At 69.9% G+C, this 22,275-nt stretch carries 26 protein-coding genes; 16 read left to right on the top strand and 10 right to left on the bottom strand.

Going from position 1 to position 22,275, the window contains the following annotated elements; genetic code table 11:
• Nucleotides 1-13 precede the first annotated feature (13 nt).
• The 3 genes from A2790_RS13585 (at nucleotide 14) to A2790_RS13575 (ending at nucleotide 2,121) form a co-directional block, all read left to right on the top strand.
• A complete protein-coding gene (locus A2790_RS13585) occupies nucleotides 14-160 on the top strand; it encodes a hypothetical protein (RefSeq protein WP_293392556.1) in 147 nt (48 codons plus the stop codon).
• Between the two features lie 53 nt (nucleotides 161-213).
• Nucleotides 214-816: a DUF6134 family protein gene (locus A2790_RS13580; protein WP_293392553.1), complete on the top strand. Its 603-nt coding sequence runs from the start codon at nucleotides 214-216 to the stop codon at nucleotides 814-816.
• A gap of 144 nt (nucleotides 817-960) precedes the next feature.
• On the top strand, nucleotides 961-2,121 hold the full coding sequence (locus tag A2790_RS13575) for a hypothetical protein (protein WP_293392548.1): 1,161 nt from the start codon (nucleotides 961-963) through the stop codon (nucleotides 2,119-2,121).
• Here the strand turns inward: A2790_RS13575 and A2790_RS13570 are convergent.
• Nucleotides 2,082-2,540, bottom strand: coding sequence for a hypothetical protein (locus tag A2790_RS13570; RefSeq protein WP_293392546.1), 459 nt, complete (start codon nucleotides 2,538-2,540; stop codon nucleotides 2,082-2,084). The two genes, A2790_RS13575 and A2790_RS13570, sit on opposite strands and share 40 nt — an antisense overlap.
• 229 nt (nucleotides 2,541-2,769) lie before the next feature.
• On the opposite strand from A2790_RS13570, the gene A2790_RS13565 reads away from it, so the two are divergent.
• From A2790_RS13565 to A2790_RS13525, 9 genes are all read left to right on the top strand, one after another.
• Nucleotides 2,770-4,089 carry an MFS transporter gene (locus tag A2790_RS13565; protein WP_293392543.1) on the top strand — a complete coding sequence of 440 codons (1,320 nt, stop codon included), beginning with the start codon at nucleotides 2,770-2,772 and terminating at the stop codon, nucleotides 4,087-4,089.
• Between the two features lie 83 nt (nucleotides 4,090-4,172).
• Nucleotides 4,173-5,675, top strand: coding sequence for an ATPase domain-containing protein (locus A2790_RS13560; RefSeq protein ID WP_293392540.1), 1,503 nt, complete (start codon nucleotides 4,173-4,175; stop codon nucleotides 5,673-5,675).
• The gene (locus tag A2790_RS13555) at nucleotides 5,672-6,832 is read left to right on the top strand and encodes a sensor histidine kinase (RefSeq protein ID WP_293392537.1); all 1,161 of its coding nucleotides are present in this window, start codon (nucleotides 5,672-5,674) and stop codon (nucleotides 6,830-6,832) included. The genes A2790_RS13560 and A2790_RS13555 overlap by 4 nt, the downstream gene beginning before the upstream one ends.
• A 223-nt stretch (nucleotides 6,833-7,055) precedes the next feature.
• The gene (locus A2790_RS13550; RefSeq protein WP_293392534.1) at nucleotides 7,056-7,634 is read left to right on the top strand and encodes a GNAT family N-acetyltransferase; all 579 of its coding nucleotides are present in this window, start codon (nucleotides 7,056-7,058) and stop codon (nucleotides 7,632-7,634) included.
• Between the two features lie 9 nt (nucleotides 7,635-7,643).
• Entirely contained in the window at nucleotides 7,644-8,411 is a 768-nt protein-coding gene (locus tag A2790_RS13545) for a prolipoprotein diacylglyceryl transferase family protein (RefSeq protein WP_293392531.1), read from the top strand.
• A complete protein-coding gene (locus A2790_RS13540) occupies nucleotides 8,359-9,756 on the top strand; it encodes a radical SAM protein (RefSeq protein ID WP_293392528.1) in 1,398 nt (465 codons plus the stop codon). The genes A2790_RS13545 and A2790_RS13540 overlap by 53 nt, the downstream gene beginning before the upstream one ends.
• Nucleotides 9,753-10,031, top strand: coding sequence for a hypothetical protein (locus A2790_RS13535; protein WP_293392525.1), 279 nt, complete (start codon nucleotides 9,753-9,755; stop codon nucleotides 10,029-10,031). The genes A2790_RS13540 and A2790_RS13535 overlap by 4 nt, the downstream gene beginning before the upstream one ends.
• The gene (locus tag A2790_RS13530; protein ID WP_293392522.1) at nucleotides 10,028-10,285 is read left to right on the top strand and encodes a hypothetical protein; all 258 of its coding nucleotides are present in this window, start codon (nucleotides 10,028-10,030) and stop codon (nucleotides 10,283-10,285) included. The genes A2790_RS13535 and A2790_RS13530 overlap by 4 nt, the downstream gene beginning before the upstream one ends.
• A gap of 51 nt (nucleotides 10,286-10,336) precedes the next feature.
• Nucleotides 10,337-11,830, top strand: a complete 1,494-nt coding sequence (locus A2790_RS13525) for an MFS transporter (protein WP_293392519.1) — start codon at nucleotides 10,337-10,339, stop codon at nucleotides 11,828-11,830.
• Here A2790_RS13525 and A2790_RS13520 read toward each other — a convergent pair.
• From A2790_RS13520 to pcaF, 6 genes are read right to left on the bottom strand one after another with little or no spacing between them, the layout of a single operon-like run.
• Nucleotides 11,827-12,903 carry a Glu/Leu/Phe/Val dehydrogenase dimerization domain-containing protein gene (locus A2790_RS13520; RefSeq protein WP_293392517.1) on the bottom strand — a complete coding sequence of 359 codons (1,077 nt, stop codon included), beginning with the start codon at nucleotides 12,901-12,903 and terminating at the stop codon, nucleotides 11,827-11,829. The genes A2790_RS13525 and A2790_RS13520 overlap by 4 nt on opposite strands.
• Before the next feature lie 60 nt (nucleotides 12,904-12,963).
• Entirely contained in the window at nucleotides 12,964-13,992 is a 1,029-nt protein-coding gene (locus A2790_RS13515) for an alpha/beta fold hydrolase (protein WP_293392515.1), read from the bottom strand.
• 51 nt (nucleotides 13,993-14,043) lie between these two features.
• Nucleotides 14,044-14,298, bottom strand: coding sequence for a DUF3253 domain-containing protein (locus tag A2790_RS13510; RefSeq protein WP_363080931.1), 255 nt, complete (start codon nucleotides 14,296-14,298; stop codon nucleotides 14,044-14,046).
• Nucleotides 14,298-15,446 (bottom strand): acyl-CoA dehydrogenase family protein, encoded by a 1,149-nt coding sequence (locus A2790_RS13505; protein ID WP_293392511.1) that lies wholly within the window; start codon nucleotides 15,444-15,446, stop codon nucleotides 14,298-14,300. Before A2790_RS13505 ends, A2790_RS13510 begins: the two co-directional genes overlap by 1 nt.
• A 14-nt stretch (nucleotides 15,447-15,460) precedes the next feature.
• Nucleotides 15,461-16,102, bottom strand: a complete 642-nt coding sequence (locus tag A2790_RS13500; RefSeq protein WP_293392508.1) for a hypothetical protein — start codon at nucleotides 16,100-16,102, stop codon at nucleotides 15,461-15,463.
• Nucleotides 16,103-16,107: 5 nt separating this feature from the next.
• Entirely contained in the window at nucleotides 16,108-17,316 is a 1,209-nt protein-coding gene (gene pcaF, locus A2790_RS13495) for a 3-oxoadipyl-CoA thiolase (RefSeq protein ID WP_293392505.1), read from the bottom strand.
• Nucleotides 17,317-17,477: 161 nt separating this feature from the next.
• Between pcaF and A2790_RS13490 the strand changes: the two genes are divergently transcribed.
• The 4 genes from A2790_RS13490 to A2790_RS13475 all read left to right on the top strand — a co-directional run bounded on the left by A2790_RS13490 (nucleotide 17,478) and on the right by A2790_RS13475 (nucleotide 19,448).
• Nucleotides 17,478-17,948, top strand: coding sequence for a PaaI family thioesterase (locus A2790_RS13490; protein ID WP_293392503.1), 471 nt, complete (start codon nucleotides 17,478-17,480; stop codon nucleotides 17,946-17,948).
• Between the two features lie 19 nt (nucleotides 17,949-17,967).
• The gene (locus A2790_RS13485) at nucleotides 17,968-18,438 is read left to right on the top strand and encodes a GFA family protein (protein WP_293392500.1); all 471 of its coding nucleotides are present in this window, start codon (nucleotides 17,968-17,970) and stop codon (nucleotides 18,436-18,438) included.
• Between the two features lie 72 nt (nucleotides 18,439-18,510).
• The gene (locus A2790_RS13480; protein ID WP_293392497.1) at nucleotides 18,511-18,939 is read left to right on the top strand and encodes a DUF2147 domain-containing protein; all 429 of its coding nucleotides are present in this window, start codon (nucleotides 18,511-18,513) and stop codon (nucleotides 18,937-18,939) included.
• 53 nt (nucleotides 18,940-18,992) lie between these two features.
• Nucleotides 18,993-19,448, top strand: coding sequence for a GNAT family N-acetyltransferase (locus A2790_RS13475; protein ID WP_293392494.1), 456 nt, complete (start codon nucleotides 18,993-18,995; stop codon nucleotides 19,446-19,448).
• A gap of 35 nt (nucleotides 19,449-19,483) precedes the next feature.
• Here A2790_RS13475 and A2790_RS13470 read toward each other — a convergent pair whose 3' ends face one another.
• From A2790_RS13470 to A2790_RS13460, 3 genes are all read right to left on the bottom strand, one after another.
• Nucleotides 19,484-20,119: a glutathione S-transferase gene (locus A2790_RS13470; protein WP_293392491.1), complete on the bottom strand. Its 636-nt coding sequence runs from the start codon at nucleotides 20,117-20,119 to the stop codon at nucleotides 19,484-19,486.
• 68 nt (nucleotides 20,120-20,187) lie between these two features.
• A complete protein-coding gene (locus tag A2790_RS13465) occupies nucleotides 20,188-21,468 on the bottom strand; it encodes a nucleoside transporter C-terminal domain-containing protein (RefSeq protein ID WP_293392488.1) in 1,281 nt (426 codons plus the stop codon).
• A gap of 99 nt (nucleotides 21,469-21,567) precedes the next feature.
• On the bottom strand, nucleotides 21,568-22,275 hold a 708-nt coding region (locus A2790_RS13460), incomplete at its 5' end, for an aldo/keto reductase (RefSeq protein ID WP_293392485.1).

Below are 22,275 nucleotides of genomic sequence, written 5' to 3'. Positions count from 1 at the left end.
AAGGAGACGACCGATGACCCACGGCCTCCAGCAGCAGAGCCAGGTGCTGGCCTATCCCTTCACCAGGTCGGCCGCGACGCCCCAGCATGGGCAGAAGCCGCCGGAGAAGCCCCTGCCAGTGCGCGAGCCCCGCAGCTATAAGCCGCGTCCAGGACACTAGATTGCCCGTATAGGCCGACTAGACTGGCGCGTGGGGCGCTAGAGGATTTCGATATGAGCCTTCTGCTCGGACGACGCGAACTGATCGCCGGCGGCGTGGGGCTGTTGCTGCCCGGCGCGGCGCTGGCCGCCGCGCGCCGCCTTGCCTTCCAGGTCTTCCGCAACGGCGCCAAGGTCGGCGAACACGAGATGACCTTCTCGGGCGACGAGGCCAACCAAACCGTCTCGACCGACGTGGACATGGTGGTGAAGATCGGGCCGGTCCCGGTCTACAAGTACAAGCACAATGCCGTGGAGCGGTGGACGGCCGGCAAGTTCGCCAGCATCGAGGCCACCACCAACGGCAACGGCAAGATCCAGAAGACCACCGCCCGCGCCATGCCGGGCTACGTGCAGATCACCGGCTCCAAGGGCGTCGTCCGCGGCCCGGCCGATGCGGCGCCGCTCAGCCACTGGAACCAGGCCAGCTTCGGCAAGCCCCTATTCAACCAACAGGAAGCCAAGCTGCTCAAGGTCACCTGCACCAAGGTGAAGCCCGGTCACTGGCAGATCCGCGGCGAGGCCGAGATCGACGACTTCTACGACGCCTCCGGCAACTGGCTGGCGCTCAAGGGCAAGCTCGAAGACGGGTCGAAGATCGAGTACCGGCGGATCTGACCGCTGCTTGCGCGCGCCCGGGCGGCGTGCGTAACTTCGCCCATGTGCACAGAGCGCCTCCGCGACTGACGCAAGTCCGCCGAGCCCCCGGCTCCGCCGCCCTGCGGCCGTGAGCCTGCACGCGTCTCTGTTCGCAGGCCTTCCATGAGCTTCTTCGGCAACGACGCGATCAACCGCGTCAATCTCCACTCCGGCGTCCAGGCGCTGGCCCAGGGCGCGGGCGGCGTCTTCGTGCTGGTGTTCCTGCTGAGAGCAGGCGTGCCGGCGCCCATGGTCCTCGCGGCCATGGCGGCGATGAACGCCGGCCGGTTCGTGCTGCGCCCGCTGGTGCTACCACTGGCGCGCCGCATCGGGCTGCGCGCCACCCTGATCCTGGGCACCGTGCTGGAAGCGGCGACTTTCCCGCTCCTGCCACTGGTCCAGGGCATGGACCTGGCCTTCGCCGCGGTCGTGGCGGTGGGCCCGATCGGCAGCGTTCTCTACTGGACCTCGTACCACGCCTATTTCGCCAGCGTCGGCGACGACGAGCACCGGGGCGGGCAGGTCGGCGCGCGCGAGGCCCTGACCGCCGTCATCGGGATCGCAGCGCCGCTGCTCGGCGGCTGGGCGCTGGTGCTCTTGGGGCCCTGGCCGGCCTTCCTCGGCGTCGCAGCGATCCAGGCGGCGGCGGCGTTGCCGCTGTTGGGTGCGCCGCAGGTGGCCGTGGCCGACGAGGCGCCTGGAAGCTTCAAGGCCGCCTGGGCCGGCATGGGGCTCATGGCCTGCGACGGCCTGTTCGCCGGCGGCTACTACTATGTCTGGGAGCTGGCGCTGTTCGTCTCCCTGGGCGAGAGCTTCACCGCCTATGGCGGCGCCATGGCGCTGGCGGCCCTGGTCGGGGCCGCGTTCAGCCTGCTCATCGGCCGACACATCGACGCCGGAAGGGGACGGTCGGCGGCGGTCGTCGCCTTCGTGGTGGCGGTAGCCGTCCTGGGCCTGCGGGCGGCCAGCGTGGGTTCGCCCTGGCTTGCGGTGACGGCCAACGCCCTGGGCGCCCTGGTGACGGCGCTCTGGATCCCGGCGCTGATGACGCCGCTCTACAACCTCGCCAAGGCCTCGCCCTGCCCGCTCCGCTTCAGCGTGGCGACTGAGGCGGGCTGGGACCTGGGCTGCGCGGCGGCTTGCCTGGCCGGGGCGGCGATGGTCGCCGCCGGACAGACCTTCGCCGCCCCGATCCTGGTCGGCCTGGCTGGGGCGGTGATGGGCTTCGTCCTGCTCTGGCGGCGTTACGCCGCCGGCTCCGGCCCCGCAGCCTTGCCCACATAGGCCTCGAACGCTTCGCGGGCGCGAGTGAGGCAGCCGTCGACGGGCGCGACCGTCAGGATGCCGTCGAACGTGGTGAGGTCGGCCTCGGGGCAGGTCGGGTTCAGCGTCGGCATGGCCCGGCGCATGCGCGGCGGCGCCACCAGCAGCTTCACCACCGCCATGCGCTCCGCGTCGACGCTCGCCAGGTGGCGCCGCGGCAGGGTTACGGCCGCCGCCGTGCCCGTGAGCCGCTTTACGGTTCCGACCGGGTCGATCAGCACCACGGACTTGCCCGGCGCGATCTGCAGCGCCTGGCCGCTGGCGTACTCCGTTCCGCGAGCGATGGCCGGATCGGTGGACGAGACCACCACGAAATCGGCGGCCTGCGCCGCCCCCGCAAGCCCCGCCGCCAGCGCGCCTCCCAGGATCAACCGTCGCATACGCCCCTCCACTCTCAACCGGCGCGGAAGGTGCGGACACGCCAGCGGCGTCGTCAAGCTTGCGCGCGCGGGAGGCGAAGCCGTCTGCGGCCGACGTTGGCGATTGCGCCCACGCCAAATCCCCCTAGCATTGCGGAAAGGGTTCGCCGGACCGAACCTTCGAAAATTCCACTGCGCGAGGGAGCCGTGGGAGGCGGGCGTGAAGAACCCGTCCGACGCGGGCTGAGGTTTGAACGCCAAGCTGGACGAAAGCGAGGACGGCGCGCAGGTCGCGGCGGACGATCTGGCCGCCCGCGAGGCGGCCTACGAGAAGTTCGTCTGGGACAATCTCAAACGGAACTACCTCGGCAACTACCTGCACGGCATGCTGGGGATGACCGGCTTCCGGCTGGTCAACGCGCCCACCTTCCTCCCGGCCTATCTGCTGGCGGTCTCGGGCTCCAACGTGGTGGTCGGGCTTGGTCTGGCGCTGCAGCAACTGGGCGGGGTGATCTCGCCGATCTTCGGGGCCACCAAGGTCGAGCACCGCACCAAGGTCATGCCGGCTGCGATCTGGATGGGCAGCCTGGGGCGGCTGGCCATCCTGGGCATGGCGCTGTCGGGCTGGTTCCTGTCGGGGCAGCCGCTGGTCTACGCGCTCCTGTTCTTCATCCTGATGTTCGGCGTGTTCATGGGCGCCCAGCGGGTGGTGTTCAGCCTGCTGATGTCCAAGGTGATCCCGATCAGCCGGCGGGGACGCCTTCAGGCGTGGCGCAATGCGACCGGCGGTCTGATCGCGGCCGTGCTGGCCTGGGTGGCGGGCAAGTACTTCATCGGGCCGAACCTGTTCGGCAACGGCTATTCCACCACCTTCGTCTTCGCCTTCCTGCTGACCAGCGCCGGGCTCTGGGCGCTGCAGCTCCTGCTCAAGGAGCCCGAGCCGCCGACCACCCGGCCGCAGGCCCGGTTCCGCGACCGGCTGCGCGAGTTCCCCGAGCTGATCGCCCAGGATCGGGCCTACGGCTTCTTCCTGGTGGTGCAGATGCTGGCCACCTCGGCGCGGATCGCGACGCCCTTCTACATCCTCTACGTCGGCAAGGTCGTTGGAGCCGACGGCGCCACGCTGGGCCTGCTGACGTTCGCTTTCCTAGGCGCCGACACGGTCTCGAACCTGGTCTGGGGCTACATGGGCGACAAGGTCGGTTTCCGCGCCGTGCTGATCGTCTCCCTCGCCGGCTGGGTAGGGGCTACGGTTATGCTGCTGAACCTGCACACGCCGGGCCCGATCTTCGCCGCCTTCGCCCTGCTCGGCGCGTCGCTATCGGGCTACATGATGGCATCGCAGACGATGATCCTGGAATTCGGCAGCCGTGACGACCTCCCGATGCGCATCGCCGTGTCCGCCACCGCCGAGAGCATCACCGCCACGGCCGGCCCCCTGGTGGGTGGCCTGATGGCGGAGGCGTTCGGCTACGATGTGGTGTTCATGTCGTCCCTGGGCTTCCTCGCCGCGGCGTTCGCCATCCTCGTTCTGGCGGTCCGTGATCCACGGCGCGGCACGGCGGGCTGAGCGGAACCGCAGCGCTTCGCGTGCATTTGCTGTCGGGGGGTGGAGCGGCCCCGCCGCCACTTCAACGGTTCGCACGAGGAGCAATGAGCAAGATTCCGGCGGCGAGCCACGCCGACGACGCAGCCACCGGCATCGCCGGGCTCGACGACATCCTCGGCGGTGGCCTGAAGCGCGACCGCGTCTATCTGTTCGAGGGCAGCCCGGGCACGGGCAAGACCACGGCGGCGCTCAGCTTCCTGATCGCCGGCGCGGCAGCCGGCGAGCGGGTGCTCTACGTCACGCTCTCCGAGACCGAGACCGAACTGCGGGACACCGCGGCGTCGCACGGGTGGACCCTCGAGGGCGTCGAAATCTTCGAACTGGCTCCGCCCGAGAACCTTCTCGACGAGACCCAACAGCAGAGCCTGCTCTATTCGTCCGACCTGGAACTCGGCGAGACCACGCGGATGATCCTGGACGCCGTCGAACGTTCCCGGCCCAGCCGCGTGGTGATCGACAGTCTGTCAGAGATCCGGCTGCTGGCCCAGGGGTCGCTGCGCTATCGACGGCAGGTGTTGTCCCTGAAGCACTATTTCGCCACCCACGGCGCGACCGTGGTGCTGCTGGACGACCTCACGGCAGAGGTCGCGGACAAGACCGTGCACAGCGTCGCCCACGGCGTGGTGCGCCTGGAGGAGCTGGCGCCCGAATACGGCGCCGAGCGCCGGCGGGTGCGGGTCACAAAGTACCGGGGGCGGAAGTTCCGCGGCGGCTTCCACGACTTCACCATCAAGACCGGCGGCCTGCAGGTCTACCCGCGCCTGGTGTCGAGCGAGCACCGGACCCGGTTCGATCGGACGCCGATCCCGAGCGGCATTGCCGGCCTGGACGACCTTCTGGGCGGCGGACTGGAGCGCGGCACCGCGTGCCTGGTCCTGGGTCCCGCCGGCACCGGCAAGTCGCTGCTGGGCCTTCAATTCTCGCTGGCGGCGATCCGGCGGGGGGAGAAGGCGGCGGTCTTCGTCTTCGACGAGGAACTGGGCCTGCTCTTCGAGCGCGCGAAGGCCTATGGCTTCGATCTGGCAGCCCTGCAGGAGAGCGGCGATCTGCTGATCGAACAGGTGGATGCGGCAGAGATGTCGCCCGGCGAGTTCACGGCGCGGGTTCGCCAATGCGTCGGCCGGTCCGGGGCGCGGACGGTGGTGATCGACAGCCTGAACGGCTACCAGGCCTCGATGCCCCAGGAGCACTATCTCCTGCTCCACATCCACGAGTTGCTGCAGTTCCTGAACCGCCAGGGCGCCACAACCTTCTTGACGGTCGCCCAGCACGGGTTGGTGGGCGAGATGAAGTCGCCCGTGGATGTCACCTACTTGGCAGACACGGTCCTGCTGCTTCGCTACTTCGAGGCGATGGGACAGGTCCGCCGCGCCATTTCCGTCGTCAAGAAGCGCGCCGGCATGCATGAGCGGACGATCCGTGAGTACGAGATCGACAGGCGCGGCATCAGCCTGGGCGAGCCCCTGACGCAGTTCCAGGGCGTTCTGCGCGGCGTTCCCGACTTTGTGGGCGACCGCAATGGCTTGCTGAACGGACCGGCGGAATGAACGTCGCGGCCTCGGGGCCGGAGCGGGTTCTGATCCTAGCGCCCTACGGCCGTGACGCTGCGGTGGCCGCCGCAGTGCTCCGCGAAGCGGGCCTGGACGCCGAGGTCTGCCCCGACATCGGCGCGGTGCGGCGGGAGTGCGAGGCCGGGGCCGGCGCCGCCCTGATCGTCGAGGAAGTACTGCAGGAAGACGACTATTCGCCGCTGGCGCGGTGGGTCGAGACCCAGCCGCCGTGGTCCGACTTTCCGGTCATCGTTCTGGCGCGCCGGGGCGGCGGGCTTGAGCGCAACCCGGCCGCCGAGCGGTACGGCCGGGCGCTCGGCAACGTCAGCTTCCTGGAGCGGCCGTTCCACCCCACCACCCTGGTGAGCATCGTACAGACGGCGCTGCGCGGCCGTCGGCGCCAGTACGAGGCGCGCGAGCGGCTGGAGACCCTGCGGGGCGCGATCCACCGTCAGCAGCAGGACCAGACCCACCTGCGCCTGCTGATCAACGAGTTGAACCATCGGGTGAAGAACACCCTCGCCACCGTGCAGTCGATCGTGACCCAGACCCTGCGCAGCGGCGGTGCGCCCCTCTCCACCCGGGACAGCCTGACAGCGCGCATCGTGGCGCTAAGCAAGGCCCACGACGTACTGACCAACGAGCAGTGGGCCGGCGCGGACCTGGGCGAGATCGTCGCCCAGGCGCTGCAGCCCTTCCGCCTGGGCATGGGCGATGAGCGCGTGTTGACGCGCGGCCCGAAGGTCCGCCTCGAGCCCAAGACCGCGATCGCCATCGCCCTGGCCCTGCACGAGCTGGCCACCAACGCCGTGAAGTACGGCGCGCTGTCGGCCTCCGGCGGCCGGGTGGAGTTCGAATGGGCTCTCTCGAAGGGCCGCACCGCCCGGGAGCTCACGGCGACCTGGCGCGAGATCGACGGGCCGCGGGTGAACCCGCCGACGCGGGCGGGCTTCGGGACGCGGCTCATCGAGCGCGGCCTGGCGGCAGACCTGAACGGCGAGGTTCGGATAAGCTACCCGATCGACGGGGTGGTCTGCACGATCCGGGCGCGACTGGACCCGAGCGACGGCCACGAGCCTCTGGCTCCTCCGGCGCGCTCCGGCAATCGCCGCCCGACCGTAAGCTCAAGCGCCGCGGCCCCGCCGCCAGCCTGAAGCTGGGCCATCGCCCGCCGGCGTGCTATGTGCCTGGCCATGGATCGCCTGTCCGTCCAGCAACCGTCGGGTACCAACGGCGCCGCCCTCGCGGGGCGTCGGGACGGTTCTGCGCGCACTGACGCGGCCTAGCCTTCCCAGACGAGCCCCCGCCGGACCGGCCGGGGCTCATGCGATCGAAGGAAGGCGCCCCGGCCTCCGGCATTTCCCAGAGAGACCGGAGATGACTGATCCCTTGCCCCCGACGCCCGTGCTGGAAACCGCGCGGCTGATCCTTCGACCCTACGAACTGCGCGACGTCGACGCCGTGCAGCGCATCTTCCCGAACTGGGCGGTGGTGCGCTGGCTGCACGCCGGCGTTCCGTGGCCATACCCCGACGACGCCGCTGCGACGAACATGGCGGACTGCCTGGCCCGTCGGGCGCGTGGGGAACGATTCTTCTGGGCGATCACGCTGAAGGGCGGCGACGACGAACTGGTCGGCCGCATCGACCTGTGGCCCTTCGACGGCAAGACTCGCGACATGCGCGGCTTCTGGCTGGCGCCCGACCTGCACGGCCAGGGCCTGATCACCGAGGCGGCAGAGGCGGTGACGGCCTACGCCTTCGAGGCCCTCTGCTGGCCCTTCCTCTACCTGACGAACGCGGTCGAGAACCGCGCTTCGGCCCGGGTGAAGGAGAAGCAGGGCGCCGAACTGATCGCCGTCGAGCCGCGGGAGTATGTGAGCGGCATGGGCCAGTCGCAGGTCTGGCGCCTGGACCGCGAGGCCTGGCTGGCGCGGCGGGCGAATCCCTGCGCTTGATCGCCGGCCATGATCGATGTCCCCACGGCCGCCTGGGCGCACACCGCCTTCGACCTGGCGGCCTGGGGCGCGGGCCTGGCGCTGAGCGTGGTCCTCTATCGCTGGCGGCTGAAGGGCCTGACCGAGCAGGTGGCGGGCAAGGTGGGCGGCGGCTACTTTGCGGCCCTGGCCGCCGGCGCCGTCCCGGGCGCCTGGCTGGCAGGGTCGATGAACAGCCTGGCCGGCGCCGATCCGGCCCTGTCGCACAGCGTCGTCGGCGCCCTGGTCGGCGCGATCGTGGGCGTGGAGGTCTACAAGGCCGCGCGAGGGATCAAGGGCTCCACCGGAGGCGTGTTCGTGGGCCCGTTCGCGCTCGGGGTTGTGGTCGGCCGCTGGGGCTGCCTGTTCGCCGGCCTTCCCGACGGAACCTATGGCTCCCCTGCCGACCTCCCCTGGGCGGTGAACCTGGGCGACGGCGTCGGACGTCATCCGGTGCAGGTCTACGAGAGCCTGGCCATGGGCCTGTTCCTCGCCGCCTATCTCGAGGGCCTGGCGCGGCGCAGGCCGTGGGCGATGCGGCGCGGGTTCTACGCCCTGTGCATCTGGTACGGGCTCACCCGTTTCGGTTGGGAGTTCCTCAAGCCCTATCCCCCGTTGATCGGGCCGCTTAACCTGTTCCACCTGCTGTGTGGGGGGCTGGTCGCCTATGGATGGGTCTACTATCGCGCAAGCCTCGCCCGGGAGCGTGCGCAAGGCGGCGCCCTATCTGTTCCTGGGGCAGACCACGAGCCTGTGTGAGACCTGCCTGGCGCTGGTCCCTGCGAAGGTGATCGGCGAGGACGGCGCGGTCTTCTACCTCAAGCGGTGCCGCGAGCACGGGGTGCAGAAGACCCTGATCGCCGACGACATCGACTACTGGAAGTCCCAGCGCGACTGGCTGAAGCCGGGTGATCGGCCGCTGTCCGTCGCCACGCGCACCGACCACGGGTGCCCCTACGACTGTGGCCTCTGCCCGGACCACGAGCAGCATTCGTGCCTGGCGATCGTCGAGGTGAACGAGGCCTGCAACCTCTCCTGCCCGGTCTGCTTCGCCGACAGCTCCGTCAAGCGCGAGGCGCACCGGCCGCTGGCCGAGATCGCGCGGATGCTGGACGCCATCGTCGCCGCCGAGGGAGAGCCCGACCTAGTCCAGCTCTCGGGCGGCGAGCCGACGATCCACCCGCAGTTCTGGGACATTCTCGACGCGGCCAAGGCCCGGCCGATCCGGCACCTGATGATCAACACCAACGGCCTGCGCATCGCCCGGGAGGCCGGCTTCGCCGAGCGGCTGGCGGGCTACATGCCGGGCTTCGAGGTCTATCTGCAGTTCGACAGCCTGAAGCGCGACGCCCTCATGGAGCTGCGCGGCGCCGACCTGACCCGCGTGCGGATCGAGGCGCTGGAGGCGCTGGAGCGCAACAACATCTCCACGACCCTGGTCGTGACGCTGAAGAAGGGCGTCAACGACGACGAGATCGCCGACATCGTCCGCTTCGCCCTGGACTGGCGCTGCGTACGGGGCGTCACCTTCCAGCCGATCCAGGACGCCGGGCGCAACGACGGCTTCGACGCCAAGCGGCACCGGATCGTCCTGACCGAGGTGCGCCGCCGGATCGCCGAGGCGGGCGTCTTCGAGCTGGACGACCTGATCCCCCTGCCCTGCAACCCGGACCAGATCTGCATCGGCTACGGCCTGCGCAACGGCCGCGAGGTCCGGCCGGTCACGGCCATGCTGCCCCGCGACCTCTTCGTGGCGGCCGCGCCCAACACAGTGACCTTCGAGAGCTATCCGGAACTGCGCCGGCAGGTGTTCGAACTGCTGTCGCTCTCCACAGCCCAGGGCAATACGTCGGAGAAGCTGGCCAGCCTGCTGTGCTGCCTGCCCGAGGCGGCCGTGCCGCAGGAGGTGGCCTACGAGAACACCTTCCGGGTCGTGGTCAGCCAGTTCCTGGACCGCTTCAACTTCGATCTCGGCACGGTGAAGCGCAGCTGCGTCCACTTCGTGCAGCCGGACGGGACGATCATCCCCTTCGACACCTTCAACACCTTCTACCGGCCCGGCGCCGCCGGGGCGGAAGCCCTGAGGAAAGGTCAGGCCCGATGAGCGAGGTCCAACCGCCGGGCTCGCCCGGACCCGTCCGCGCCTTTGTCGGCGCGGCGCTGATAGCGGTCGGCGTCCTGATCATGGCGCTGTGCGGCGGCTGCGGCGCCATCTTCTTCGCGGTCTTCTTCGTCGACGCGATAGCCCACCCGAACGACGCCGGAACGATGCTGATTCCCTTGGCCCTTGGCGGCGTGCCGGCCGCCATCGGCTTTGGCCTGTTCCTCGTCGGCCGGGAGTTGCGCCGCCGCCCGCCGCCGGGAGAGACATTCTCTTGAGCGATCGGCTGACCCGTTTCGTCGCCGGCGCCCTGGTCGCCGTCGGCGGGCTCATGGTGCTCCTGTGCGGATCTTGCACGCTCGTGTTCGGGGGCGGCGGCCTGGTTTCGCTGATCCGCGGCGAAGACGCCGGGCTCAGCACCTTCATCCTGGCCATAGCCGTGATCGTCGGCGGCCTGCCTACCGCGGCCGGCGTGGTCTTGCTGGTCAACGGCTGGAAGAGCTGGCAGGCAAATCGCCCGCGATCCGGGTGACATGTCGGATCGCCCTGACGTCGTACGTCCTCGCCAGGACGAGGAGTGCGCATGACCGCTATGGCTGACACGCCGCCCGCAAAGGCGACCCGCCGGGAGTGGATCGGCCTGGCGCTGATCGTACTGCCCTGCCTGCTCTATTCCATGGATCTCACGGTCCTGAACCTGGCCGTTCCCTCGCTTTCGGCCGACCTGGCGCCCAGCGCCACCCAGTTGCTGTGGATCGTCGACATCTATGGCTTCATGGTCGCCGGCTGGCTGATCACCATGGGGACGCTGGGGGACCGGATCGGTCGGCGGCGGATCCTGATGTTCGGCGCCGCGGCGTTCGGCGCCGCCTCGGTGATCGCCGCCCTTGCCCCCACCGCCGAGGCCCTGATCGCGGCGCGCGCCCTGCTGGGCGTGGCCGGAGCCACCATCGCGCCATCCACGCTCTCGCTGATCCGCCACATGTTCCAGGACGAAGGGCAGCGCACCGTCGCCATCGGCGCCTGGGGCACCGGCTACGCCGCGGGCGGCCTTATCGGGCCGGTGCTGGGCGGGGTGCTGCTGCAGTGGTTTCCGTGGGGATCGGTCTTCCTGCTGGCCGTGCCCGTCATGGTCCTGGTGCTGATCGCCGCGCCCATCCTGCTGCCGGAGTACAAGGACCCCAACGCCGGCCGGCCCGACCTGCTCAGCGCCGGCCTGTCACTGACCGCGGTGCTGGCGATGGTCTATGGCCTCAAGCACCTGGCCGAACATGGTCCTTCGACCCTGGCGGGGGGCAGCATTTTGCTCGGCGCTTTGCTGGCCTTCGGCTTCGTTCGTCGCCAGCAGCGGCTGACCGACCCCCTGATCGACCTAGCGCTGTTCCGGTCGAAGACGTTCTCGACCGCCCTGACCATGAACATGATGGGTTGCCTGGTGATCTTCGGAACCTTCCTGTTCATCGCCCAGTACCTGCAGCTGGTGCTGGGGCTCTCGCCGCTGGAGGCGGGGCTCTGGCAGCTTCCGTCCGCCGCAGCGACCACGGTGGGCTCCATGGCCTCGCCCTGGTTTGTCAGCCGGGGCCGACCGTCACGGGTGGTGGCGGGCGGGTTCGCCCTCATGGCGGCCGGGTTCGTGCTGCTCAGCCTGGCGCCCTGGGGCGGCCTGCCGGCGATCGTGGCCGGCTGCGTGGTGATGTCGATCGGGCTGGGCCCGACCTTCGTCTTGACGTCCGACCTGATCCTGAACGCCGCCCCGCCCGAACGGGCCGGCGGCGCGGGCGCCATCTCCGAGACAGGCTCGGAGTTCGGCGGTGTCATGGGCATCGCCCTTTTGGGCAGCCTGGGCGTGGCGATCTACCAGGCCTTCGCTCCCGCCACGGACCACGCCTCGTTCGGCATGGCGGTCGCGGAGGCCGAGCGGATCGGCGGTCAGGCCGGTGCGGCGCTGCTGGCCGACAGCCGGGCGGCCTTCGTCCGCGCGATGCAGGCGGTCACCGTGGTCTGCGCGGCCATCTCGGCGGGCGCAGCAGTCGCGGCGCTGGTGTTGCTCAGCAACGCTCGTCGGGGGCAGTCTTAAGCCGCCGCCCGCTTCTCCGCCGCGCCGACGATACGCGCGCGGGCGATCTGGTTGGCCACCTCATTGGTCGGGCGGCGCTCGGAGCGCGCCTGTTCCAGCACTTCCTCGAGCGTCAAGGCCAGGCGGTCCAGCTTGGCGTCGACCCAGGCCGGATCGAAGGCTTCGCCCCGCTCAAGCGCCCGGATCTCGCCGGCCACGTTGATGATGCCGCCGCCGTTGATGACGTAGTCGGGCGCGTAGAGGATGCCGCGTTTGAACACCTCCCGGCCGGCCTCGGCGTCGGCGAGCTGGTTGTTCGCGGCGCCGGCGATGATCTTCGCCCGGATGCGCGGCAGGGTGTCGAGGCTGATCGCGCCGCCCATGGCGCAAGGGGCGAAGACGTCCACATCGGCATCGAAGATGGCGCTGGGGGCCACGATCTGCGCGTCGGTCTCGGCCGCCACGCGGCGCAGGGCCTCGGCGTTCACGTCGGTCAGCACAAGCTTCGCGCCCGCCGCGTGCAGCTTGCGCGCCAGGTAGCCCCCGACGGAGCCCACGCCCTGGATCGCCACGCGGACGCCGCCTAAGTCGCGCTTCAGGCCCCGCTCCACGCAGAGGCGCACCCCGCGGAACACGCCCTCGGCGGTGACCGGGCTCGGGTCGCCCGAGGCGGCGGGATGGCCCTCCAGGCCGGCGACGTACTTCGTGTGCTTGCGGGCGTTCTGCAGGTCGGCCACCGAGACGCCGACGTCTTCGGCCGTCCAGTACTTGCCGCCGCAGTCCTCGACCGCACGGCCGAAGGCTTCGAACAGGGCGGGCGTCTTCTGGGTGCGGCTGTCGCCGATGATCACCGACTTGCCGCCGCCCAGGTCCAGGTCGGCCATGGCGTTCTTGTAGGACATGGCCCGCGACAGCTTCAGCGCATCGTCCAGGGCCTCGGCCGCGCTGGCATAGGGCCACATGCGGCAACCGCCCGCCGCGGGGCCGCGAGCGGTGGAGTGAACGGCGATGATCGCCTTCAGCCCGGTCTTTTCGTCCGAGAAGGCGTGGATCCCTTCATGGCCCTCGAAGGCGGGAGAATCGAACAAGGTCATGCCGGGAACTCTGCGTCCTGAGGGATGAATTTGGCGGGGGATACGCTCCTGCGGGGCATATCACAACCCCGCGGCGCGACGTGACGCATCGGCCGGGTCGTTGTTCCTGGACGCCGCGCCGGGGATCGGCGGGGCCGCCGAGGGTAAGGGGGCCTGGGGATCACGGATGAAGCTCAGCACGTCGGCGATCACCACCGCCCGCTGCTTATCGCGCGTCAGGAGATGGTGGCCCGCGGCGTAGTAGGCGCTGCGGTCCGACGGGTGCAGCCGCTTTACGGCCTTGAAGGCCGCGTTCTTGGGGATGATCTGGTCGTTGGCCCCGTAGAGGTAGAACGTCGGCACATGGTCGTCGCCCACCGCCTTCGCGGCGCGGTCCATCAGGCGGACGAGGCCATAAAGGGTGTCGGAGCGGGCGCCCCAGATCATCAGCCGGTCGCGGCCCATGGCGATCAGCTCTTCGCGATTATCGGTCGGGTAGATCCGGTCCGTGACCCAGCGTGGCGGCGTATAGACCTTCGAGGCGGTGAAGTTGGCGGCGAGCCACAGGAGCGTCTTGTTGGGCAGCGGCTGGGCCTTGAAGCCCCAGACACCCGGCGCCAAGAGCACGAGCCGATCCGCGGCCGGCGGCCGGTCGCTGGCGAAGGCGGCGGCGGCCACCGAGCCGCCCATGCTCTCGCCCACCACGGTGACGATGGCGTTGGGATGCCGGGCGCGGGCCAGCGCCGTGACCGTGCGCAGGTCCTCGACCATCAGGTCCTCGCCGGCCCAGATGCCACGCCCCGGAGACCGGCCGAAGCCGCGCTGGTCGTAGGCATAGGTGGTGACCCCGTCCTTCGCCCAGGCCTCGGCGGCGAAGTGGAAGGCATTGGCGTAGTCGTTCATCCCGTGAGCGGCCACCACCACCGCCCAGGGCTCGCCCGTCGCCTCCCAGGCGCTGAGGCCCAGCCGCGCCCCGTCGAAACTGACCACGGCGTCCGCCTCGATGCGAGGCCCCTGGAAGCCGGCCGGCGGCGTGCCCGCCTGCTGAACCAGCATCGGGGCGCACGCCGACAGCGTGAGCAGCAGGAAGACGAGGGCCAGGCGCTTCATGACGAGGACAGACTATAGAGCCTGCCGATTAACCTCGGGAAAAGGCGGGAGTCAGGCGCCGTCGCCCTCCATCGGCAGGCGCATGCGCCAGACGCCGCGGAAGGTGTCCGGATCGGCCGGCTTGTTGTGCCGCAGGATGACGATCTTACCCTGGCGGGCGAGGCCCACGGCCGTTCCGCGGACACGGCCGAGCTGACGGCGCCAGCCCTCGGCGTCGAGCCCGCGGGCCACGTCCTCCGGGGCGATGGACTTGCCCGCCGGGACCTTGGCGAGGAGATCGAGGATCAGGGCTTCGATCGGATCCATCACCCACCCCGCTTCAAGGTCTCGCGGGCGATGATCACCTGCTGGATCTGGCTGGTGCCTTCGTAGATCCGGAAGATCCGGACGTCGCGGTAGAAGCGCTCGATGCCGTACTCGGCGATGTAGCCGGCGCCGCCGAAGATCTGCACCGCCTTGTCGGCGACCCGGCCCACCATCTCGGACGCGAAGTACTTCGCCGCGGCGCCTTCCATGGTGACGTTCTGCCCGGCGTCGCGCTTGCGGGCGGTCTCCATGGTCAGCGCCCGGGCGGCCAGCGCCTCGGTCTTGCAGTCCGCGATCATGCCCTGGACCAGCTGGAAGCCGCTCAACGACTGGCCGAACTGCTTGCGCTCGGCGGCATAGGCGACGCTGTCGGCGATCAGGCGCTCGGCGACGCCGACGCAGAGGGCGGAGATGTGCAGCCGCCCCTTGTCCAGCACCTGCATCGCCACCTTGAACCCCTCGCCCTCGGCGCCGATGCGGTTCTCGACCGGCACGCGGACGTTGTCGAAGATGACGTCGCAGACGTGGGCGCCCTGCTGGCCCATCTTCTTCTCGGGCTTGCCGACGCTGAGTCCCGGCAGGTCGCGGGGCACGAGGAAGGCCGATACGCCGCCGGCCCCCGGCTTGGAGGGGTCGCTGCGGGCCATGACCGTGAAGAGGTCGGCCTTGTTGGCGTTGGTGATGTAGCGCTTGGCGCCGTTCAGGACGTAGTGGTCCCCGTCGCGGATCGCGCGGGTTTGGACGGCCGCGCTGTCGGAGCCGGCCTCGGGCTCGGTCAGGGCGAACGAGGTGATGATATCGCCCGACGCGATGCCGGGCAGGTACTTCTGCTTCTGCGCCTCGGTGCCGAACATCACCAGCGCCTGCGAGCCGATGCCCACATTGGTGCCGAAGGTCGAGCGGAAGGCCGGGCTGGTGCGGCCCAGCTCGATGACCACCAGGCACTCCTCCTCCATGGAGAGTTCCAGGCCGCCGTAGGCTTCGGGGATCGACAGGCCGAAGAGGCCCAGCGCCTTCATCTCCTCGACCACGTCCTCGGGCATGGCGTCGTCCTCCGCCACCTTGGCCTCGAGCGGGCGCAGGCGTTCGCTGACGAAGCGGCGGACAGTGTCGATGAGCTGGTCGCGGGTCTCGGCGTCAAGCGCCATGGTGGCAGTTCCCCTTACTTGCAGGCCCTGGCGGCCGCTGTCTGTTTGAAGCGTTGCAGGCCCACCGCCACCACCGGCCGCGGCCAGGTCTCGGTGCGCACGGTCCCGGGCGCCACGGCGCAGATCGGCGCCGGCTCGGGCGTCACCTTGCCCTGGCGCAGGATCAGGGCGATGGCGCCGTAGTCGATGGCCTTGTCCGTCTGGTTCCACACCTTGAGCACCGTGGCGCGCTTTTCGGCTGAGCCGTCCAGCGCCGCCGCGATCTGGCCCTCGGCCGGCGCCTCGAAGGTTTCGGTGACCGCGCCCTCCGCATGGGCGTCGGCCAGTTGGCCGTCCTCCACCCGCTCCAGCACCGGCATTCCCTTGTCGTCCAGGCGGAACACCGCCCGCTGGCCCAGCATCACCTGCACCGTTCCATCCTGCACCAGGGTCTTCGGCTCGACGGTGATCGCCCTTGCCGCGGCCACGGCGGCGGGCGCGGTGGTCGTCTCGTCGGCCGGCTTCGCCGCGGGCCGGATCTCGACCTGCTGCTCGTCCAGGCCGGGCAAGGGATCGTCGCTCACCGACCGCTCCTTGGGCGCGGTCTGCACGGGGCCGTCGTCGGGCGGCGTTGGCTGGGCCGCCAGCGCCAGCGCCAGGAGGGCGGAGGCGAGCACGCGGGTCAGGCCTTGGCGAGCGCCAGGGCCGAGCCCTGGCCGACGCCGACGCACATGGTGGCCAGGGCTCGCGCCCCGCCCCGCTCCTGCATGGCGCGCGCCGCGGTGAGCGCGAGCCTCGCGCCCGATGCGCCCAGGGGATGGCCGATGGCGATGGCGCCACCGTGCGGGTTCACGTGCTCGGCATCGTCCGCCAGGCCCCAGGCGCGGGTGCAGGCCAGGGCCTGGGCCGCAAAGGCTTCATTCAGCTCGACCACGTCGAAGTCGCGCGGCGTGATCCCGAGGCGGGCGGTCAGCTTGTCCACGGCGGGCACCGGGCCCACGCCCATTACCCGCGGCGCCACCCCGCCCGAGGCGCCGCCCTCGATGCGGGCGATGGGCTCCAGGCCGTACTTCCGGACCATCTCTTCCGACGCCAGGATCATGGCCGCGGCGCCGTCGTTGACGCCCGAAGCGTTGCCGGCGGTGACGGTGCCGTCCTCGCGCACGATGGGCTTCAGCGCCTGCAGCGCGGCCAGGGTGGTGTCGGGCCGCGGATGCTCGTCTTGGGCGACCACCACCTCGCCCTTGCGGTCCTTGATGGTGACGGGGGCGATCTCACCGTCGAAGAAGCCACGGTCGCGCGCCTTGCCCACCCGCTGTTGGCTGCGGAACGCGAAGGCGTCCTGGTCGTCGCGGGCGATCTGGTAGTCGGTGGCCACGTTCTCGGCCGTCTCCGGCATGGCGTGGGTCCCGTACTGCTTCTGCATCTGGGGGTTCACGAACCGCCAGCCGATGGTGGTGTCGAAGATCTCGGCGTTGCGCGAGAAGGCGCTGTCGGCCTTGCCCATCACGAAGGGCGAGCGGGTCATGCTCTCCACGCCTCCGGCGATCACCAAGTCGTTCTCGCCCGTGGCGATCGAGCGGGCGGCGGTGATGGTGGCGTCCAGGCCCGAGGCGCAGAGGCGGTTGACCGTCATCCCCGGCACGCTTTCCGGCAGGCCGGCCAGCAGCAGCGCCATGCGGGCGACGTTGCGGTTGTCCTCGCCGGCCTGATTCACGCAGCCGTAGACGACCTCATCCACCTCGGCCCAGTCGATCTGGGGGAAGCGCGCCATCAGCACCTTGAGCGGGTGCGCGGCCAGGTCGTCGGCGCGCACCTTGGCCAGGGCCCCGCCGTAGCGGCCGATCGGGGTGCGGGCGCCTGCGCAGAGATAGACGGTCCGGCCTTGCATGGGTGCGTCCTCGATCGGGTCAGAAGCGGGCCGGCAAACTAGTGTTCGAATGTCCGGTCGGCAAACCCTTAGGACGAGGCGTCGGCGTCACGGACGCTTCCCCATTCCGCGGCCTCATGCTTAGACGCCCCACTCCGTGGGTTGGGTGAGGATTTCAGGGCATGGACGGCGGCGACGAGGACGAAGGCAGCTACAGCTCGAAGCTGACGCAAGTGACCGAGGGCGAATGGGCTGGGTGGTCCTGGTACCCCGGCGGCGACCCGTTCGAGGATCTGGCGGGGCCGTTCTACTTCCGCATCGACGAACAGGGGCCGGTGTGCGCCTTCAAGGTCGAGAAGAAGCACCTGAACGGCGGCGCCTTCCTGCACGGCGGCTGCTTCATGACGTTCGCCGACTTCTCGCTCTTCGTGATCGCGCGCGAGGCGCTGAGCGACCAGCATGCGGTGACGGCGACCTTCAACTGCGAACTGGTGGGCGCAGCCTACGAGGGCCAAGTGATCGAGTGCCGGGGCGACATCGTGAAGAACACCCGCAGCATGGTGTTCGTGCGAGGCCTCATGAAGGTGGCCGGCGAAACGGTGATGAGCTTCTCGTCGGTCCTGAAGAAGCGTGGCCCACGCAGGGCCGCGTAAACGAGCGGAGGAACGGGCGATGAGCGACTGGAACCTGCCCTGGGAGGGCGCGTGCCGGTGCGGCCGGGTGAAGCTGAAGGTCAGCGCCCCGCCGCTGCTCACCATGGCCTGCCATTGCACCGGCTGCCAGCGGATGACGGCCAGTGCGTTCTCGCTCAGCGTCATGGTTGCGGCCGCCGGCTTCGAGCTGACGGCGGGCGAGCCGGTGATCGGCGGGCTGCATGGTGACGACGTTCACCACTACTTCTGTCCGCATTGCATGAGCTGGCTCTATACTAGGCCGCAAGCCGCCGACTGGCTGGTGAATGTGCGCTCCACGATGCTGGACGGCGCCCCGGGCTCGGAGCCGTTCATGGAGACCTACACGTCCGAGAAGCTGGCCTGGGTGACGACGCCTGCGCAGCGCAGCTATCCCAAGTTCCCGGAGTTCGACGAGTACGCTAGCCTCACCCAGGCGTTCGCCGAATATCACGCGAAAAGCGCGACATAGCGGCGTGCGCCCTAGCTTCGCCCCACATTCTGCCTACATGGGCGCGAGCAGGGACGCTCCCCAAGGATGCCTATGAAGAACCTTTCCGCCCTCGCCGGCCTGGCGATTGCCGCCGGCCTGGCCCTCGCTTCGAACGCCGCCGCCCAGCCGGCCGCCGGCGTCGAGGGCGTCTGGCGCAACCCCAAGAATTCGGTCCACGTGAACATCAAGCCCTGCGGCCAGAAGCTGTGCGGCTACGTGGTCTGGGCCAGCGACGACGCCAAGGAGGACGCTCGCAAGGGCGGCACGGAGAACCTCGTCGGCCTCCAGCTGCTGCGCGACTTCGGCCCCGAGAAGCCCGGCGTTTGGAAGGGCAAGGTGTTCGTCCCCGACTTACGCGCCACCTTCGCGGGCCGCGCCGAACTGGTCGACGCCAACACCCTGCGGGCGCGCGGCTGCCTGGTGGCCGGCGTGTTCTGCAAGGGCCAGACCTGGCGCCGGATCGGCAACGCCGCCGACTGAACCTTGGCCGCGGGGCTTGCCTTGCGGTCCCGCCGACACGAAGTGGTCCGGTGATGGACCTTTCGCCGCTCACCCCTGCCGACATCCCCGAGGTGATGCGCATCGAGCGCACGCCCGGCTACGACGCCGTGGTCGGGCGCTTCGACGCCGAAGAGCATGCGGCGCAGATGGCCTCGCCCACCGTGCGCTACGTGGGGATCCGGGACGGCGACGGGTTGGCGGGGTTTGTCATCCTGCAGGAGTTCGACCAACCCACGGTCCTGCTCCGGCGCATCGCCGTCCGCCACGTCGAAAAGGGCGTCGGCACGCGGCTGGTGCGCGGCGTCCTGGACTGGGTGTTCCAGACCACCTCGGCGGTCGCCATGAGGCTGGACGTCGCCGTGGGCAACCCGCGGGCCCGCCACGTCTACGAACGGGAGGGCTTTCGCCAGTATGACGCCGACACCGTCCACCACCTGATGCGGATACCCCGCGAACGGTGGGCGGAACTGCGCGGCCTTGGCGCCTGAGCTGGCTCAGGCGGCGCGCCTTTAGCCACCCCGCCCTACGCGGTGGACTTCTGCGGCATGCCGGCCTTGGCCGCGGGGCGGGCTCGCATGGCGTCGGCCCAGCGGGCAAGGTTCCGCAGCTCCTCCGGCGAGCGGAACTTGATCATCCGGCCGAAGTCCAGGGCGGTGAAGGCGACGATGTCGGCGATGGTCAGGCGATCGGCGGCGACCCAGTCGCGCCCCTCAAGCTGCCGGTCCAGCACCTTCAGCGCCCGCGTCGCCCCCTGGAGGCTGTGCTCGCCCACAGCCGGCGCCTGCTGCTCCAGCGCGCCCATGGCCGGATGGGTGTGGCGCACGCCGATCATCAGCGGCGTCGCAATCATCATCTCCACCCGGCGCAGCCACATTTCAATGACGGCCACCTCCTCGGGCGTGCGGCCGAACAGGTTGGGCTCCGGGTAGCGGCTCTCGAGATAGCGGCAGATGGCGATGGATTCGGTGACGCAGGTCCCGTCGTCCATCTCCAGCATCGGCACGTTGGCTAGGCCCGCCTTGGCGAGGTAGTCCGGCGTCCTGTGCTGGCCTTCCATGAGGTTGAGCGTGATCACCTCAACGTCGGCGATCTCCTTCTCGGCCATGACCCAGCGGACCCGCCGCGGATTGGGCGCGAGCGGCGTATCGTACAGCTTCATGGTCGTCCTCCTGCCTTCCGGGAGGCTAGCGCCCTTCCCGTCCCGTGAGGCAAGCGGCGCCGGCGCGTCTAGCCGAACAGGCTGGCCGGCAGCAGGCCGACGATCGAGGCGGTGAGGCAGGTAGCGAGGAAGCCCGCCATCATCGCCTTCCAGACCATGCCCACGATCTCGTTGCGCCTCTCGGGCACCAGCACGGAGAAGCCCGCCAGGTTGATGCCCACCGACGCGATGTTGGCGAAGCCGCACAGCGCATAGGTCATCAGGACGCGGGTGCGCGGGTCCATGGCGTCGACCGGGATCGCGCCCATCTTGATGAAGGCGGTGAACTCGGTCAGCACCAGCTTCACGCCCAGCAGAGAGCCCGCGGTCGGCGCGTCGTGCCACGGAACACCGATGGCCCAGGCCAGCGGCGCGAAGACCACGCCCAGGCCCCGCTCCACCGACAGGGGCGCGCCGGCCACATCGCCGAACGCCCCCAGGATGTTGTTGACCATGGCGGTGAGGGCCACGAACACGATCAGCGTCGCGCCCACGTTCAGCATGATCTGCAGACCGTCGGTGGTGCCCTTGATCAGCGCGTCGATCGAGCTGTCGTACTTCTTGGCCGCCAGCGGGTCGTAGGCCTGGGCCTGCTCGATGGCCGCGTCGCGCGGCACGATGATCCGCGCCAGCAGCACGCCGGCGGGGGCGGAGACGATGGAGGCGGTCAGGACGTGGGCGGCGGCGCCCGGCAGCACGCCGGCGAGGATCGTCGCATAGGCCACCATGGTCGAGCCGGACACGCAGGCCATGCCGACCGCGATCAGCATGAACAATTCGGAGCGCGACAGACTGGGCAAGTAGCTGCGGATGAAGATCGGCCCCTCGACCTGCCCCATGAAGACGGTGGCCGCGGTGGCCAGGGCGGGCGGGCCGCGCAGGCCCATGGTCCGTTCGAAGACGAAGCCGAAGCCTTGCGTGATCCAGACCAGGATCTTCCAGTGCCAGAGCAGGGCCGCCAGGGCGCAGACCACCAGGATCACCGGCAGCACGCGGAAGGCGAACACGAACAGCGAGCCGGCGTCGGTCAGCGGATAGGGCTGGTTCGGCGTGCCGGCGAGGAAGCCGAACACGAAGGCGACGCCCGCCTGGGTTGATGAGGCCAGCCCGTCGACGGCGACACCCACGCCCTGCAGACCCGAGCGAAGCCACGGCAGGCCGAACAGCGCCAGCACCAGCAGCCCCTGAACCAGCATCGCGCCGATGGCGAGCTTCCATGGGAACTTGGCCCGGTTCTCCGACAACGCCCAGCAGACCGACAGTATGACCGCCACGCCGACGAGGCTCTGGGCGTTTTCCGGACCGAACATGCATCCCCCGATGCGCCGCCGATTCAGCGGCCTAGCCGGGCAATCCACGCCGAAAGCGGTCCGGGCGCAAGCGCGGCGTGGCGCGTGCGCCCTGTAGCGCTACAGGTTGACCATCGAAAGCCCGCGTTCGTCGTAGCGGGCGCCTTCGACAGCGGTCTCGGGCACGGCCGCTTCGATGGCGGCCAGGTCGTCGGGACTCAGGACGATATCCGCCGCGGCGACGTTCTCTTCCAGCCGCGGGATCTTGGTGGTGCCGGGGATGGGCGCGATGTCGTCGCCCCGGCTTAGCAGCCAGGCCAGGGCCAACTGGGCCGGGGTGCGCCCTTTCTCGGCGGCAAGCGCGGTCAGGGTCTCCACGAGGCCCAGGTTCTTCTGCAGCGCCTCGCCCTGGAAGCGTGGCATGAAGCGGCGGAAGTCGGCGGCGTCCGGCTGGCCTTTGAAGCCGCCGGCCAGGAAGCCGCGGCCCAGGGGGCTGTAGGGCACGAAGCCGATCCCCAGTTCGCGGCAGACCGGCAGGGCGGACCGCTCCGGGTCTCGCGACCACAACGAATACTCGCTCTGGACGGCGCTCACCGGATGGACCGCGTGGGCGCGGCGGATCGTGTCCGGCCCGGCCTCCGACAGGCCGAAGTACTTCACCTTGCCTGCCTTCACGAGCTCGCCAAGCGCGCCCGCCACGTCCTCGATCGGCACGTTGGGGTCGACGCGATGCTGGTAGAACAGATCGATGACTTCGACGCCGAGGCGCTTCAGCGAGGCGTCGGCCACGGCCTTGATGTTGTCGGGCCGGCTGTTGGTGCCGGCCGG

Origin of the sequence: Phenylobacterium sp. RIFCSPHIGHO2_01_FULL_69_31 (assembly GCF_001824475.1) — a bacterium.
GTDB lineage: Bacteria > Pseudomonadota > Alphaproteobacteria > Caulobacterales > Caulobacteraceae > Phenylobacterium.
This window is presented reverse-complemented; position numbering and strand designations above follow the sequence as displayed.